The organism is Gracilimonas sp. (genome assembly GCF_014762685.1).
GTDB lineage: Bacteria > Bacteroidota > Rhodothermia > Balneolales > Balneolaceae > Gracilimonas.
The window spans coordinates 1,505,078-1,520,881 of record NZ_JABURM010000005.1 but is presented as its reverse complement, the minus strand read 5'-3'; the positions used below and the strand labels follow the sequence as shown (position 1 = coordinate 1,520,881).

Genomic DNA, 15,804 nt, shown 5'->3' with positions numbered 1-15,804 from the left:
GCAATCCTTGAGAGGCAATTATGGAAAATATAAAAGCACTGATTATAGATGATAATATTCTTGAAAGAAGAGTTCTTTCGAATATGCTGAAATCTTTCAATGGCGTAGAAGTTCGTAATGTGTGTGATTCTGAGGATATTTATACAGTTATTGAAAATGAAAAATTTGATGTGGTTTTCTTTGATGTACAGGAAAGTAGATCAAGTTCAAAAATTGATATCGAAATGCTTCGGGCGAAATATCCATCCTTATTGGTTGTAGCAATTGCAAAGCGTACGGAAAAAGGAGCAATTGCAATTTTAAACGCATTAAATAGAGGTGCCGTTGATTTTATTACAAATCCTGAAAAAAATAATATGCTTTTATTAGCTAAAAATCATTTTCAAAAGAGATTGGGACTTATTATTGAGAATATAAGAGAGATCAAATCCGGGAAGCAAAGGCAGGGTAAACTACCATTGATACGAAAAAATAATCGTCAAAAAGCAGATATAGTGGTTATTGGAACCGGTTCTGAAGGAATAAGAACCTTGTATAAAATTTTTAGTAAAATATCAGGTAATATATCGGTACCTGTCGTAATGGTGCCACATTTACCAAAGATATTCACCGGAGTTTTAGCAGAATCATTGAACCGGGTTTCAAAACTTAAGATCACTGAAGCTGCAGACAGAGTTAAGCTAGAACCGCGAACTGTATATGTAGTACCCGGAGGTTTTCATGCTGAAGTTATTCGTGAGGATAGCGGATATTCGTTGAGGCTTCATAAGGGGCCTAAAGAGAATGGAGTGCGACCTTCAATTGATGTTGTATTTCGGTCGATATCAAGGATCTTCAGAGAAAAAGCACTGGGAGTGTTGCTAAACGGTTATGGACATGATGGATTCATGGGTGCCCAGCTTCTAAAAGAAAATGGCGGTGAAATTTTGATACTACAACCGGATTCACTTTTTGCCGGAGCATTACTGAATGATATTTATAATGCAGGCCTAAGTGATCAGGTTTGTTTCGAAGAATTTTTAAGTTGGGAAATTATTAAAAGAGTGCCTCTTGAAAAGAGAAATGCAAAAAAAGGTTTTGTTACAGTACCTGTGATCCAAACATAACTAACCTGAAAACGGCTTCAGGCATTAGCCGTTGGAAGATGTAATAAATAAATGACACAATCCTCTGACCCTCATGAACCTATTGATAGAGACGATAAAGTCTGGGCTTTATCAACGGATCAATTACTTAAAAGATTTAATGTAAAGGTACAGCATGGATTGTCTGAAACAGAAGTACGGCAAAAGAAAAAGCAATTTGGGTCCAATCAGTTAAAAAAACAAAAAGTCAGAAGTTGGTGGTCAATATTATTTGCTCAGTTTAAGAGTATCATTATTGCATTATTGATCGCTGCTTCTGGTGTAGCTTTTCTTTTTGGGGAATGGATTGAGGGTTGGGCCATTGTGATCGTGATCCTGATCAATACTTTGATTGGGTTTGGTACTGAAATGAAGGCTGTTCGTTCTATGGAGGCTTTGTATAAACTAGGAACGGTAAAAACCAGGGTCAGGAGGGACGGGAAGATATCACTGGTAAATGCAGCAGATCTGGTGCCCGGAGATATCATAATTATTGAAGGCGGGGACATTATCACGGCTGATCTGCGTGTGCTCAACAGCTCCAAACTTCAAGCTGATGAATCGGCACTGACCGGTGAGAGTTTACCGGTGAGTAAATCAGCCGATCCTGTCGATACAAAGACCGCACTCGCAGAACGCAGCAGTATGTTGTATAAGGGAACAGCTGTTACGCGGGGTACCGGGGAAGCATTGGTTGTAAATACAGGGCTAAATACCGAGTTGGGAAAGATAACTTCCTTAGTAGAAATAACTGAGGACGAAAAAACACCGCTTGAAAAACGTCTGAATGATCTTGGATATAAACTCATCATTGCCACTGCAGGAATTATCTTTGTTATCGTAGTATTGGGGATATTAACCGGCCGGTCACTTTTTCTTATGGTTGAAATGGGTATAGCACTGGCCGTTGCAGCAATTCCGGAGGGTTTACCTATTGTAGCAACCATATCACTTGCGAGGGGGCTTAAGTTAATGGCAGAAAAGAATGCTTTGGTTAATCGACTTTCCTCCGTTGAAACCTTGGGAGCAACCGAAGTTATTTGTACTGATAAAACAGGAACACTTACTGAGAATGAGTTGACCGTTGAAGGGTTCCAGTTTTATGAACGCTCCATAACAATTAAAACCTCAAATGGCCGTGGATTTTATGAAGGGGAAGTAAGCGTAGATCCAAAAAAAGATCAGGAACTAATGAAAGCGCTGGAAATTGGAGTCATTTGTAATAATGCATCTCTATATGATAAAACAGAAGGAGGCTCAGGAGATCCGCTCGAAATTGCACTTCTTGCTACCGGTAGAATTGCAGGATTGGAGTTTGAAGATCTCATAAAACAATATCCTGAAAAGAAAGAAACTGCATTCGATCCCCAAACAAAAATGATGGCAACCTGGAATGAATTGGATCAAGGAGGTTACCGGGTACATGTTAAGGGAGCTCCGGGAGAAGTGCTCAAGTCGTCTACGAGCTATTTGCACAACTCAGAGATAAAAACTCTAACTGAAAAGGTAAAGCAGTATTTTATCAAACTAAATCAGGAATTGGCTGCAAACGGTTTCAGAATGTTAGCTTTGGCTGAAAGGTTCTCAACCGATTTGGAAGAAGAATCTTATCAAGAGCTCTGTTTTGTAGGACTTATCACTTTCCTTGATCCCCCAAGAAAAGATGTGAGAACAGCCATTGAGCAATGCAGGGATGCGGGGATAAGGGTTGTAATGATGACTGGCGATCAGGTAGAGACAGCCAGATACATTGCCGGTGAGGTGGGGCTCGGAGATCCTCAGGATCAGCATATCATTCACAGCCTGGAACTTGAGAATCAACCGGAAGAAGAACAGCTAAAGGCACATATATTTGCCCGTATCAATCCCAAACAAAAACTGGACCTGATCGAACTTTATCAGAAAAACGGATACATAGTTGGAATGACGGGGGATGGAGTAAATGATGCACCGGCTCTTAAAAAAGCGGATATAGGTATAGCCATGGGGGAAAGGGGTACACAAGTGGCGCGGGAAGCCGCTGATATTGTATTGACTGATGACCGGTTTTCTACCATTGTTGTAGCGATAAGAGAAGGCAGGGTCATATTCATTAACATTCAAAAGTTTGTCATGTATCTGATCTCCTGTAATGTAAGTGAGATCATGGTGGTCGGTATAGCATCAATTATTGGGATGTCATTACCCATTCTTCCGCTTCAGATTCTGTTTTTGAATTTGGTTACCGATGTATTTCCGGCGCTCGCCCTTGGACTAGGTAAAGGAAGTGAGGATATCATGGAAAGAAAACCACGTTCAAGCACAGAAGGTATACTGAACAGATCAAATTGGTCATTTATTTTTTGGTATGGAGTACTGATTACAGGATCGGTTTTCGGTGCATTTTTATGGGGGATACACATTATCGGGCAAGATCCATCTCAAGCAGTAACGATGAGTTTTCTCACCCTTGCCTTTGCACAACTTTGGCATGTGTTCAATATGAGAGAGCAACAAAGCCAAATTTTCAAGAATGAGATTACCAAAAATATATGGGTCTGGTTGGCTTTGATCCTATGTACCTTGTTGATCATCGCTATTATTTATATACCGGAATTAGCATTGGTATTAAAACTGTTTCCTATCTCGATCTCAGAGTGGAAGGTAGTGATCGTAATGAGTTTGATTCCTTTTGTTGCGGGGCAGGCTTATTATATACTCAAAAGTTATTATGGAAAATTATTAGATAAATAAAAAAGCCCCGCACATAATCTATGTGCGGGGCTTTTTGGTGTGTACCGCGTACGGGATTTGAACCCGTGCTACCGCCGTGAAAGGGCGGCGTCCTGGACCCCTAGACGAACGCGGCATCAAGTTTTTTCAATAAAAAAACTGTGGGTTTTTAATCCACAGCTTAAAATAAATGGGAGCCCGATGGGAATTGAACCCACGGCCTCTAGGGCCACAACCTAGCGCTCTAACCGACTGAGCTACGGGCTCCGTGTTTTTAAATTCCAAACTCCAAATCTCAAATTCCAAAGATATTGGAATTTGGTGCTTGAGCATTTGGAATTTGAACTTCGCAAGCGAAGTTTAGTACCGCGTACGGGATTTGAACCCGTGCTACCGCCGTGAAAGGGCGGCGTCCTGGACCCCTAGACGAACGCGGCATAATGAAATATCAATAAGTCAAAAATAAATAAATAAAGCATTAATGAGGCGACAGGCGGACTCGAACCGCCGTACGAGGTTTTGCAGACCTCTGCCTAACCACTCGGCCATGTCGCCTTATTGTTTAAGCCAAAAGCTAGTACGCCCGACAGGAGTCGAACCTGTAACCTACGCCTTAGAAGGGCGTTGCTCTATCCAGTTGAGCTACGGGCGCTCAACTTACATTATTTCAAAAAAACGAAGATTTCCAAACCGTAAAGCCGGGAAATCTTTATTAGTCGGGGAGACAAGATTTGAACTTGCGACCCTTCGCTCCCAAAGCGAATGCGCTACCGGACTGCGCCACTCCCCGTTCTTCGAAAGACTCCAAATATAGGACTTATTTCACACGGTTGCCAAATGAATAAATCACTTTTTTCTTAAAATTCAGTAATTAATCAGAGTGATCATAGAGTATGGCTGTAACGTAATTTTCCCAACTCATATTTTCCGCGGATTTACGCACATTTTCTTTCGGTAATGGCTTTTCAATAAACTTGAGCATTTGTTCAGCCATGGAATCAATATCCTGATCTTTGGCTAAATAGCCGTTAAATCCATCCTTAATGGTTTCCGGGAAATGCCCTACGCTGGTAGCTAAAATTGGAAGCTCAAAATTATAAGTCAATGATTCAACTCCCGACGGAGTAGCGGTTAAATAATAGAGCACGCTGCAATCACTGACTTGAAAATATTTGTGCACATCCTCATTTGGAATAAATTCATTTTTAACAACTGTGCTTTTCTCGAGTCCGAGTTCTTCTATTAATTTCAGCGGTCGGTAATCTTGCTCGCTATCCTTATTTTTGAGGAAAAGTTTTTGAGCAACGGCAAAAAGGCCTCGTTTTATTTTTGTAGTAAGTTTGGAAGTATCGAGTGTAGCCCAAAATTCCTCCCCACAAATTAGTAATGAAACGTCATCCCGTTCATCAGTTACCTTCTTAAAGGCGCGGATGGTATTATGCAATCCTTTGTATTTCCGGATAAATCCGAAGAAAAGGAAAACGTGCTTTTTTAACCCCAGTTCTTTTTTGAAGGCTTCGGTATCAAAATCAGGATCCGATTCATACAAATCGTACACAGGATGAAAAAGTTTGATTACGGTAGTAGCATCCGAAGGCGATCGCTCTCCGGTTTCATTAACAACAAATGCGCGATTTGGATAGAGGGCTTTCAGTTCATCCACTGTTTTGTAAGCATGAGTGATGTAGGTATCGGCGTGTTTGATACCTCGTTTTGTGAGTCGTTCATCGATGGTACTTCCTTCTTTTTGGACTACAAAATGCAAATCAAAAATCACTTCAGCATCAGAAAGTCTCTTCAGCCATTTGGAAATAGCCCCCATCGGAATGCCTTGTATAGAAATTGCCCATTGAAAAATGACCTTTTCAGGATTAAGGGATGCGATGTACTTCGCCGTTTCTTTCCAGCTGAAGGGATTGTTATAGTTGGTGATATACTTCACCTTAACCCGGGTACCTTCAAGAAAATCAGAATGACTTGATTTATCTACAAATTCCCTTGGAATAATAGAGGGATACTGGTTCGTCCAGGAAACAATATGAACTTCATTCTCAGGATTCTTATCCAGAGTTTTTGCAAGCGAGGTGTTGTAATTGGAAATTCCTCCCTTGAATTTTGGACCCGGTCCGAAACAGACAATAGTTGGCATAAACTTATGCGTATTTTTCTACTGCAACGTCATAAACACGTCGCATACCCTCTTCAAGGGAAAGTTTGGGTTTCCATCCAAGCTCGTTATTTACGTAGCTCATATCGGCATATCGGGAGTGAACACCAACCGGCTTATCCAGTAGCTTTTTAATATTAGGATCGTAGCCCGCAAAAGAGGTGAATATCTCTATTATTTCGAGGAAAGAGGTGAGTTTCCCGCTACCGATATTGATTGCACTTCCGTCTGTAATTCTGTCCATGGCATATAACGTACAATCCATGACGTCTTCAATGTGAACGAAATCCCGTCCTTGTTCACCGGTTCCCCATACTTCGAAAGGGTTTTCTTTCAGTGCTGCCCGCCGGGCAATGGCCGGGATAGGGTAGGATAAATCCTGATCTTCTCCATACCCTGAAAACGGGCGGATACAGGTTACAGAAAGACCATAATGCTTTGCAGCAGTTTGTGCAAGATACTCGCCGGTGAGTTTAGACCAGCCATAGGTCATGTCGGGCTGCCCCATTTTTTTGAAATTGATATCACTCTCGCTGAGCGCGATAGCATCCGATTCTGTTTGCAAATCAACGGGATAGGCGGCGCTTGAACTGGGGTATAATACCCGATTAGGTTTTTGCCTGCATACCCAGAGGAAAAACTCGGCATCAATCGAAAGGTCGAGAGCTACCAGCATGGGGTCACCATCAATTTTAGCCCGTCCGCCTACAATGGCAGCAAAATGAAATACGTCTTTGAAACGTGTAACATCCAATCCGTAAGTATCCTTGATATGATTTTCATTATCGAGCATAGCTCGAATGAAGTAGCGCGCATCCTGTTTTAGGAAAACCATACGACTATCATCTCCGAAAAATTCCAGTCCGTTTTCTTTACGGGAAGGAGTTCCTTCAGGAAGCCAGGTAGAAGGGTGAGTTCCCACGGAGAGGTCGTCAATGAAAAAAATGGTGTCGTTAGTGGTTTTATGAAGACGTTTTACAAAATTCCTTCCGACAAATCCGCATCCGCCGGTGATTAGATGATAGCCCATATTGCTAGTTTGTTTTTGATTTTTGCATAAGATAGGGATTTTAGTAAAAAGCCTTTGAAAAAGAAGAAATAGTCTTGAAAAATTCCGTTCTTAGCGATCCATTAAATCTAAAGTTTATCATGAAAAATTTTATTCTTTGTATTGTATTTGCGTTGGGTTCAAGTTTTAGTCATGCCCAATCATTAAGTATTTCAGAAACATCGGCTACCCAAAATAACGGGATAAATCAATATTCAGTTGCAGGCCATCAGGTAGGCATTAGCAATAATAGCCTTTCGTTTACCAATCAGGCTGTATCATCTCATATAAATAGTTTGACGGCAATTTCTGCAGCGTTGGCCGGCAGTGGAGTGACTGTGCATGCCGGTAATGGGGTAGCCTTGTACGATGCATTATATAATTTGAAAGGGAATGATGCTTCGGCGAAAATTTATGCAAAGCTGAACGGAGCTTTTATTGTCAGAGAAAATATAGCTAATTTTCTTTTTTATGATTCGATGGGGAAAATTAAGCAATCTGTTTCAAACAGTTCGCAAAGCACGGAAGGGGAGTCTGTTTCGGAGCTTGCGGCTGACCCTGCTTTTAAAACGATTGTGTTGTATAATCCAAAAATAGTTCAGGACGGTAAAGAAGGGTCAAGGGCTAAAATAGTACATAAAAACTGGACTACCAGTAATATTTATTTTAGCAGTGAGCGAGCCATCCGCGTGGTTAAAGTATCAGATAATGGGCAGTTTATAGGAATAGTGACATACAGGCCGGGTACAGAAGATCAGGTGATATTAACCGATCGTTTTGGCAATGATTTGGTGCAAATAAGCTTTGATCAGAGTGTTGAAGATGTGGTGATATCCGATGATGGTGAACACATAACCCTTCGGTCAAATGGGAGAGTTGGGGTTTATTCCACAACAAGCGGTGAGAGAATAGGAAGCACGAGTTTTCGGTCAAGATTATATTTTGCAGAATATATCCCGGAAGATGAGACCCTGATTGCATTAACGGCTTCACAGGCCGGTTCCGTTTTGGAGGATGTTGAGCTGCATGCGATTAATATTTCGGCACGTTCAATTGAGCGGAACGGCTATAATTCTCAATTAAGCATCACTGATTTATTGCCATTGGATCTAAACCGTACCAGTTCTTTCAGGTACACGCTCTCAGGAATGAATAAAACCCTGAGCTTGAAAGTACAATTCTGAAAATGAGTATCTAGCGACAGATAGAAAAAAGCCCCGGACATAATTAATGTGCGGGGCTTTTTTAGGTGAGATTTAATTCGGGTTCAGGCTATACTTCTTTTGCTTGTTCTGAAGCATCTTCTTCCTGACCATTTTCTTCTTTTTCTTTTGCTGAAGCAGAAGGTTCAGCATCGGTCCAATCGAATTCCAATCCATCCCGGGATTTGTTCATCTTAATTTTAATAACAGACCCGTCGTTATGTTTGGTTTCGAGGAGTTCTTCCGCAAGTGGGTCTTCGATGTACTTCTGAATAGCACGCTTCAATGGACGCGCTCCATATTTCTGATCGAAGCCTTTGTCGGTGATGAATTCCTTAGCTGCTTTAGTTACTTCAACTTCAAAGCCAAGTTCTTTGATCCGGTTAAAGAGTTCTTCATTCATCAAGTCAATAATCTGGAAGATATCTTTTTTCTCCAGTGGTCTGAAGGTAATGACATCATCAATACGATTTAAGAACTCCGGATTAAACACTTTCTTAAGCGCATCCTGAATGGTTGATTTCATCTTCGCATAATCGAAAGGAGAGTCGTCGGTATCAAAACCGATTCCTTTACCCATATTCCGGATATCGCGAGCACCAATGTTCGAAGTCATGATAATGATCGTATTCCGGAAATCTACTTTGCGCCCTAAGCTGTCAGTCAGGATTCCATCATCCAGTACCTGAAGCAAGATGTTGAATACATCCGGGTGAGCTTTCTCAATTTCATCCAGTAATACCACACTGTAAGGTTTTCGTCGTACTTTTTCAGTCAGGATTCCACCTTCTTCATAGCCAACATAGCCCGGAGGAGCTCCCACTAAACGGGATACGGAGAATTTCTCCATATACTCACTCATGTCTATTCGAATAAGAGTGTCTTCCTTATCAAAGAGATATTTGGAAAGCACTTTTGCCATTTCAGTTTTACCTACTCCCGTTGGCCCTAAGAATATAAATGAACCAATGGGGCGGGAAGGATCTTTTAATCCGGCACGGGTGCGCTGTATAGCTTTCGTTAATTTGACAATAGCTTCTTCCTGTCCAATTACTTTGCCGGAAAGGCTTTCCTTCATTTTCAGAAGTTTTTGCCCTTCATTTTGACTGATCTTATTTACAGGAACACCACTCATCATGGCTATAACTGAAGCTACATCATCTTCCTCTACATCATAAACGATACTTTCAGACTCTTTTTCCCATTCACGCTGGGCTACCTCGAGTTCTTCAATCAGACGTTTTTCTTTATCACGGAGTCGGGCAGCTTCTTCAAAACGCTGCTTCTTCACCATTGAATTTTTCTCATTACTGGTAGTCTCAATCTCTTCTTCTAAATCGATGATGTTCTGCGGAACCGTGATATTTGACAAGTGAACACGGGCGCCGGCTTCATCCAAAGCATCAATAGCTTTGTCAGGGAGGAAGTGATCAGAAACGTATCGGTCGGTCAGCTTCACGCACGCTTCAATAGCAGCATCCACATAGCGTACACTGTGATGTTGTTCGTACTTTGGTTTAATTTGATTTAGAATCTCAATAGTTTCTTCCGGAGTGGTTGGGTCAACCATGATTTTCTGGAATCTTCGTTCCAGGGCTCCGTCTTTTTCAATAAACTGTCGGTATTCATTTAAGGTGGTTGCCCCGATGGCTTGAACATCTCCTCGTGCAAGTGCGGGTTTCAACATGTTTGAAGCATCCAATGAGCCACTTGCACCCCCGGCTCCAACTATAGTATGGAGCTCATCAATGAACAGGATGACATCCTCAGTTTTCTCGAGTTCAGTCATTACCGCTTTCATACGCTCTTCAAACTGTCCGCGATATTTTGTACCGGCCACCAAGGCAGCAAGATCCAAAGCTATAACACGTTTGTCATATAATACTCTTGATACTTTACGTTCCACAATACGAGTGGCAAGCCCTTCGGCTATGGCTGTTTTTCCAACACCGGGTTCACCAATAAGCACGGGGTTGTTTTTCTTACGGCGGCTCAACACCTGAGCTACGCGTTCAATTTCTTTTTCTCGCCCGATAATAGGGTCGAGGCGACCTTCTTCGGCTAATTCAGTTAAATCACGGCCAAAGTTATCGAGTACAGGTGTTTTTGATTTTTCCATTTTCTTTTCCCTTGAACTTCCTGAACCGGTTGATCCTTTTGAGCTAGAAGCACTCGCTTTCATCGATGATGCATCGCTTTGATCGTCGCGAGATTTTCCTGAAATAATAAGATCCAGTTCTTCACGAACTGCATCATAAGAAATACTGAACTGTTGCAGGATTTGAGCAGCAATATTTTCATCATCTCTTAGCAGGGAGAGTAAAAGGTGCTCAGTTCCTATGGTGTCACTTTTATAAAGTTTGGCTTCCAAATAGGTAATTCGCAAAACTTTTTCGGCTTGTTTGGTAAGAGGTATATTTCCTACTTGTACCGACCCGCCAGTTCCGCGAACAGTATCTTCAATAGTTTTCTTAAGTTTAAAGAGATCGCAATCCAGATTTTTAAGAATCCGGACAGCTACACCATCTCCTAATCGAACAATACCTAAAATTAAATGCTCAGTTCCGATGTAGTCATGCCCTAACCTGAGAGCTTCCTCCCGGCTAAACTGAATTACATCTCGAACTTTACTTGAAAAATTTCCCTCCATCTGACGTGTTCCTTTTGTCCTTTTTGGTGTAAATAGATTCTTTAATGATTCGGATAAAAAAACGTGTAAATCACCGCTTTAGTTCATTACTACTCGAAGGTAGTAGGGCGGTATAGTAAATGCAAACTAAATGCGACTCTCAAGTATTAAAATAATGGTGATCCGGTCATCTCATCGGGCTGTTCAATACCCATAAGCTTTAGGAGCGTGGGAGATACGTCAGCCAGAATACCATCCTGCAAGGTGATTTCTTCAGGATAATTAACCACAATAGCCGGTACCAATGCCGTTGTATGTGCTGTATGCGGGCTCCCGTCTTCTTTTATCATGCAATCTGCATTACCGTGATCTGCAATTATGAGCGAGCGATAACCATGTTGATTGGCAGTTTCAATAACTTTTTTAAGCTGTGCGTCAACAGTTTCGACGGCTTTTATTGCAGCTTCCATCACGCCGGTATGTCCAACCATATCAGGATTGGCAAAATTGAGTACCACAAACTGATATTCTTCCGTCGACAGTTTTTCACAAAGCGTATCAGCAACTTGCTCAGCGCTCATTTCAGGCTGAAGATCATATGTGGCCACTTTAGGGCTTGGAATTACAATTCGGTCTTCACCTTTGTTAGGTGCTTCCACTCCGCCATTAAAGAAATAGGTTACGTGCGGATATTTTTCCGTCTCGGCTATTCTGAATTGTTTGAAGCCTTTTTTACTGAGCCACTCGCCCATAGTATTTTTAAGTTCCTGTGGGGGATAGGCTACATTGGCAAAGTCAAAAGTCTCATCATAGGAAGTGAAGGTGGTATAATGTAAGTCTAAATCTTCTACTTCAAATTCATTAAAACCAGATTCATTAAAAGCTCTTGAAATCTGACGGGCCCGATCTCCCCTGATATTGTAAAAGAGGATAACATCGCCTTTTTCAATACGGGATTCCTGAGTGTCATCAAGTAAAATAGGTTTGATGAACTCATCCGTCACTTTATCTTCAGTGTAAGATGTTTTCAATCCTTCTTCGGCCGAGGCGAATTTTTCCCCCTTGCCATGTATCAGGAGGTCATAGGCAAGCTTAATGCGCTCCCATCGGTTATCACGGTCCATGGCGTAATAGCGCCCTACAATTGAAGCCAGTTTTCCAACTCCAATTTCTTGGGCTTTAGCTTCAAATTCTTTGGCATATTCAACCCCGCCGTGAGGAGAGGTGTCGCGGCCATCGGTAAAGGCATGCACAAAAACATTTTCAAGTCCATGCTTTTTGCAAAGTTCGAGCAGGGCAAATAAATGATTGTTGTGGCTGTGAACCCCGCCATCGGAAAATAAACCCATGATGTGGATTTTATTACGAGGCTTGGCTTTTTTAACAGCATTCAGTAGTTCTTCATTATTAAAGAAAGAACCGTCACTTATAGCTTTATTAATTCGGGAAAGTTCTTGCCAGACAATTCGCCCTGCTCCGATGTTTAGATGCCCCACTTCAGAATTTCCAAATTGACCATCAGGCAGGCCTACATTTTCGCCGCTGGCAGAAAGTTTGGAGTGAGGGCAAGTGTTGAAAAGCGAATCTATAAAAGGTTTGTCAGCTTTATCTACTGCACTGACGGTTGGATCTTTAGCCAACCCGAATCCATCTAAGATTACAAGTAATGCTTTCGATTCAGAGTTGGCCATCCAACTACATCCTAATCTTATAAGTTATTTACGTACTTGGTGAGTTGGGCTTTTTTTCGAGCTGCGTTGTTTTCGTGAATGATGCCTTTAACAGTCATTCGGTCGAGGTAAGAAACAGCTTCTTTGAGTGCTTTTTCTGCTTCTTTTTTATCAGAAATCTCATATACTTTTTTGACCAACGTTCTCATTTTAGAACGACGGTTACGGTTGTGACTTCTTCTTTGCTCAGCCTGGCGTACGCGTTTCTTGGCTTGTTTGGTAATTGGCATTGCGAAATATGCTTTTGAAATTAATTATTCCTCGAATTTTTCCGAGAAACCAAAATTAAGAGTTATGGAAATATTAAACAAGAAATGATTGAATAATTAACAATATAAGTTTAATTTAGCTGATCTGTATGATAGTGGTAATAGATGGGCCCGCAGGATCGGGTAAAAGTTCAACAGCTAAAGCCGTAGCGGCGCAACTTCAGATTCAATTTCTTGACTCGGGAGCATTGTATCGTGTGGCTACCTTAGTTTATTTGAACTGCCAAAAAGATTACCGACAGTTCTTTGATCAGCTTGAAGAAAGTGAGATTTCCTTTTATTTCAAAAAGAAAAAATTTCATGCGTTTTTGAATGGTCGCGATGTAAGCGATGATATCAGAAGCATGGAGGTTTCTGAGAGTGTAAGCGAAGTGGCTTCAAATTCGGAAGTAAGGGCATATATAAATGATCTCATGCGAGAAGTTGTTAAGCATGATATATATATAGCCGATGGAAGAGATTTGGGTACGGCAGTGTTCCCGGATGCAGCATTGAAATTTTATATGATTGCAGATTTGGAAACACGTGCCAAGCGCAGATTTAATGAAGTGAAGGCACAGGGCAAAGATGTTACACTCGATGAAGTGAAACAAAATATTGCCCAAAGAGACGAGAAAGATTCTAACAGAAGTTCGGATCCTCTTAAAAAAGCTGACGATGCTATCTTGGTGGATACCTCCGAGATGACATTTGAGGAACAAGTTGCTTTCATAAGCGATAAGATTGAACAACTGATTTCATCACAGAAAAAATAATAACCTTAACTTATCCCACAGTTGAAAGTCAATTGTGAGGTAAACCAATAACCAAACATAATGACTGAAGAATTAAAACAAGAACAAGCCGAACAAGAAACAACCGAGGAACAGGTTGAAGAAACCACGGAAGTAACTGAAGCGGAAGAGAAAGAAGAAACAGCAACTGAAGAAGAAGCAGCTGCAACTGAGGCAGAAGAAACTGCTGCTGAAGAGAGAGAAGAAACGCTTACTCATGTGTATTCAGGAGAGGTAGAGGGAGATGTATTCAAGTTAGAAGATCTCCAGCGCCCGTCAGACGAGTACTCTGATGATGAATACAATGAAATGGTGGGTATGTATGAAAATACCCTTAATGAAATTGAAGAAAAAGAAATTGTACAAGGACGTGTAGTCTCTATTGATGAGAAGTACGTTGTTGTTGATATCGGATTTAAGTCTGAAGGTATCATCCAGGTCAATGAGTTTTCAAACGAAGCCCTCGAAGAGATGGAAGTGGGCGATGAAATTGAAGTATTCCTGGATCGGGTTGAAGATAAAGAAGGTCAGCTTATCCTTTCTCGCCGTAAAGCAGATATCCTGCAGGCATGGGAAAAAATTGAAGCCTCTCATGAAGATGGCGATATCATTGAAGGTTACATCAAGCGTCGCATCAAAGGCGGTATGGTGGTAGATGTATTAGGTATAGATGCCTTCTTGCCCGGTTCGCAAATTGATGTACGCCCGGTGCGCGATTTTGATGCCTATGTAGGAAAAACCATGGAATTCCAGGTTGTGAAATTGAATATGGCTGCTGAAAATGTGGTTGTATCTCACCGTGCTCTTATTGAGTCTGACCTTGAAGATCAGCGTGAAGAAATTCTTGAAACCATTGAAGCCGGACAGGTACTTGAAGGTGCCGTTAAAAATATTACCGATTTCGGTGTATTTATTGATCTTGGTGGGGTTGACGGACTGTTACACATTACCGATCTATCTTGGGGACGTGTTGACGATCCACACGAAATTGTCCAGCTTGATCAGCGCTTGAATGTTGCTGTAATCGACTTTGATGAGAAAAGTAAACGAGTTTCTCTTGGATTGAAACAACTTCAGCCTCATCCATGGGAAGGTATCAACGAGAAATATCCTGAAGGAAATAAAGTTCAGGGTCGCGTAGTATCTATTGCTGATTACGGTGCATTTATTGAACTTGAAAAAGGCGTGGAAGGGTTGATTCACATCTCTGAAATGTCTTGGACGCAACATATTAAACACCCATCTCAGTTAGTTGAGAAGGATGATGTAATCGAATGTATTGTATTGAACATTAACGAAGAAGAGAAGAAAATTTCTCTTGGTGTTAAACAACTGGAAGAAGATCCATGGGCAGATATCCTGGAGCGATTCCCTGTTGGTTCAAAACACACCGGGGTTGTTCGCAACCTTACCAATTTTGGAGTCTTCGTTGAACTGGAGCCTGGAATTGACGGCTTGATTCACGTTTCTGACCTAAGCTGGACTGAGAAAGTTGACCATCCAAATGAAGTGGTTGACAAAGATCAGGAAATCGAGGTTGTGATTCTTGGTGTTGACTTCGATAACCGTCGAATCACTCTTGGACACAAACAAGTGGAAGATAACCCTTGGAAGAAATATGCTGAAGAATACGCTCCCGGAAATGAAGTAGAAGGGGAAGTAATTAAAACTACGGATAAAGGCGTATTTGTGAAGCTTCCATTAGGAGCTGAAGCATTCTTGAATTACAGTAAATCTACTGAAGCTGAGTATAAAGAAGGCGATAAGGTAGAAGATGCTTTTGTACTGAACTTTGACGAGAACAGCAAAAACATTGAAATCAGCCAGCTTGATTCTGACAAGGATAAAGCCAAGAAAGCGAAAACCAAGAAAAAAGCAGATACTTCGAAGGCAGAAACCGGCGCCCCAACGCTCGGCGAGATGTCAGGTTTGGCTGCTTTGAAGGCGGATATGGAAGAAAAAGAGAAAGCTGAAGCTCAGGAAAAAGCTGACAAAGCTAAGGCCAAGAAGAAAAAGGCTGAAGAAGAAGCCAAGGCTAAAGCCGAGAAGGAAGAAGCCCCCGATGAAGAGGAAGAGACCAAGGCAGAAAAAGAAGAGAAAAAAGATACTTCTGACGAAGAAGAATAATTCTCTTTTGCCAAGTTATTTAA

The 15,804-nt window shown here is 41.4% G+C and carries 10 protein-coding genes and 6 tRNA genes; 5 read left to right on the top strand and 11 right to left on the bottom strand.

Features of this window, described 5'->3' with window-relative positions:
- The first annotated feature begins 20 nt into the window (after positions 1-20).
- A complete protein-coding gene (locus HUJ22_RS06960) occupies positions 21-1,106 on the top strand; it encodes a chemotaxis protein CheB (RefSeq protein WP_290875600.1) in 1,086 nt (361 codons plus the stop codon).
- Between the two features lie 51 nt (positions 1,107-1,157).
- Positions 1,158-3,857, top strand: coding sequence for a cation-transporting P-type ATPase (locus HUJ22_RS06955; RefSeq protein WP_290875598.1), 2,700 nt, complete (start codon positions 1,158-1,160; stop codon positions 3,855-3,857).
- Positions 3,858-3,899: 42 nt separating this feature from the next.
- Here the strand turns inward: HUJ22_RS06955 and HUJ22_RS06950 are convergent.
- The 8 genes from HUJ22_RS06950 to HUJ22_RS06915 form a co-directional block, all read right to left on the bottom strand.
- Positions 3,900-3,972: transfer RNA gene (locus HUJ22_RS06950), tRNA-Glu, on the bottom strand.
- Positions 3,973-4,029: 57 nt separating this feature from the next.
- Positions 4,030-4,103 (bottom strand) — tRNA-His (locus tag HUJ22_RS06945).
- A 97-nt stretch (positions 4,104-4,200) separates the two neighbouring features.
- A tRNA-Glu gene (locus HUJ22_RS06940) sits at positions 4,201-4,273 on the bottom strand.
- Positions 4,274-4,320: 47 nt separating this feature from the next.
- Positions 4,321-4,391 (bottom strand) — tRNA-Cys (locus HUJ22_RS06935).
- A 23-nt stretch (positions 4,392-4,414) separates the two neighbouring features.
- A tRNA-Arg gene (locus tag HUJ22_RS06930) sits at positions 4,415-4,488 on the bottom strand.
- A 64-nt stretch (positions 4,489-4,552) separates the two neighbouring features.
- Positions 4,553-4,626: transfer RNA gene (locus HUJ22_RS06925), tRNA-Pro, on the bottom strand.
- Positions 4,627-4,707: 81 nt separating this feature from the next.
- A complete protein-coding gene (locus HUJ22_RS06920) occupies positions 4,708-5,985 on the bottom strand; it encodes a glycosyltransferase (protein WP_290875596.1) in 1,278 nt (425 codons plus the stop codon).
- Positions 5,986-5,989: 4 nt separating this feature from the next.
- Positions 5,990-7,033: an NAD-dependent epimerase/dehydratase family protein gene (locus HUJ22_RS06915; protein ID WP_290875594.1), complete on the bottom strand. Its 1,044-nt coding sequence runs from the start codon at positions 7,031-7,033 to the stop codon at positions 5,990-5,992.
- A gap of 119 nt (positions 7,034-7,152) precedes the next feature.
- On the opposite strand from HUJ22_RS06915, the gene HUJ22_RS06910 reads away from it, so the two are divergent.
- Complete coding sequence (locus tag HUJ22_RS06910; protein ID WP_290875592.1) at positions 7,153-8,235, top strand: hypothetical protein; 1,083 nt, start codon at positions 7,153-7,155, stop codon at positions 8,233-8,235.
- Between the two features lie 88 nt (positions 8,236-8,323).
- Here the strand turns inward: HUJ22_RS06910 and HUJ22_RS06905 are convergent, their stop codons facing one another.
- The 3 genes from HUJ22_RS06905 to rpsT all read right to left on the bottom strand — a co-directional run bounded on the left by HUJ22_RS06905 (position 8,324) and on the right by rpsT (position 12,842).
- Positions 8,324-10,903, bottom strand: coding sequence for an ATP-dependent Clp protease ATP-binding subunit (locus HUJ22_RS06905; protein ID WP_290875590.1), 2,580 nt, complete (start codon positions 10,901-10,903; stop codon positions 8,324-8,326).
- A gap of 146 nt (positions 10,904-11,049) precedes the next feature.
- On the bottom strand, positions 11,050-12,573 hold the full coding sequence (gene gpmI, locus HUJ22_RS06900) for a 2,3-bisphosphoglycerate-independent phosphoglycerate mutase (protein WP_290875588.1): 1,524 nt from the start codon (positions 12,571-12,573) through the stop codon (positions 11,050-11,052).
- Positions 12,574-12,590: 17 nt separating this feature from the next.
- Positions 12,591-12,842 carry a 30S ribosomal protein S20 gene (rpsT, locus tag HUJ22_RS06895; protein WP_290875586.1) on the bottom strand — a complete coding sequence of 84 codons (252 nt, stop codon included), beginning with the start codon at positions 12,840-12,842 and terminating at the stop codon, positions 12,591-12,593.
- A gap of 128 nt (positions 12,843-12,970) precedes the next feature.
- Here rpsT and cmk point away from each other — a divergent pair, with 128 nt between their 5' ends.
- Together cmk and rpsA are read left to right on the top strand one after the other, a co-directional pair.
- The gene (cmk, locus tag HUJ22_RS06890) at positions 12,971-13,636 is read left to right on the top strand and encodes a (d)CMP kinase (RefSeq protein ID WP_290875584.1); all 666 of its coding nucleotides are present in this window, start codon (positions 12,971-12,973) and stop codon (positions 13,634-13,636) included.
- Between the two features lie 60 nt (positions 13,637-13,696).
- Positions 13,697-15,781 (top strand): 30S ribosomal protein S1, encoded by a 2,085-nt coding sequence (gene rpsA / locus HUJ22_RS06885; protein WP_290875582.1) that lies wholly within the window; start codon positions 13,697-13,699, stop codon positions 15,779-15,781.
- Positions 15,782-15,804 lie beyond the last annotated feature (23 nt).

Bases quoted from the DNA above. Each gene is read 5' to 3' on its own strand.
- HUJ22_RS06960 (WP_290875600.1), top strand. From the start codon at position 21: ATGGAAAATATAAAAGCACTGATTATAGATGATAATATTCTTGAAAGA.
- HUJ22_RS06955 (WP_290875598.1), top strand. From the start codon at position 1,158: ATGACACAATCCTCTGACCCTCATGAACCTATTGATAGAGACGATAAA.
- HUJ22_RS06920 (WP_290875596.1), bottom strand. From the start codon at position 5,985: ATGCCAACTATTGTCTGTTTCGGACCGGGTCCAAAATTCAAGGGAGGA.
- HUJ22_RS06915 (WP_290875594.1), bottom strand. From the start codon at position 7,033: ATGGGCTATCATCTAATCACCGGCGGATGCGGATTTGTCGGAAGGAAT.
- HUJ22_RS06910 (WP_290875592.1), top strand. From the start codon at position 7,153: ATGAAAAATTTTATTCTTTGTATTGTATTTGCGTTGGGTTCAAGTTTT.
- HUJ22_RS06905 (WP_290875590.1), bottom strand. From the start codon at position 10,903: ATGGAGGGAAATTTTTCAAGTAAAGTTCGAGATGTAATTCAGTTTAGC.
- gpmI (WP_290875588.1), bottom strand. From the start codon at position 12,573: ATGGCCAACTCTGAATCGAAAGCATTACTTGTAATCTTAGATGGATTC.
- rpsT (WP_290875586.1), bottom strand. From the start codon at position 12,842: ATGCCAATTACCAAACAAGCCAAGAAACGCGTACGCCAGGCTGAGCAA.
- cmk (WP_290875584.1), top strand. From the start codon at position 12,971: ATGATAGTGGTAATAGATGGGCCCGCAGGATCGGGTAAAAGTTCAACA.
- rpsA (WP_290875582.1), top strand. From the start codon at position 13,697: ATGACTGAAGAATTAAAACAAGAACAAGCCGAACAAGAAACAACCGAG.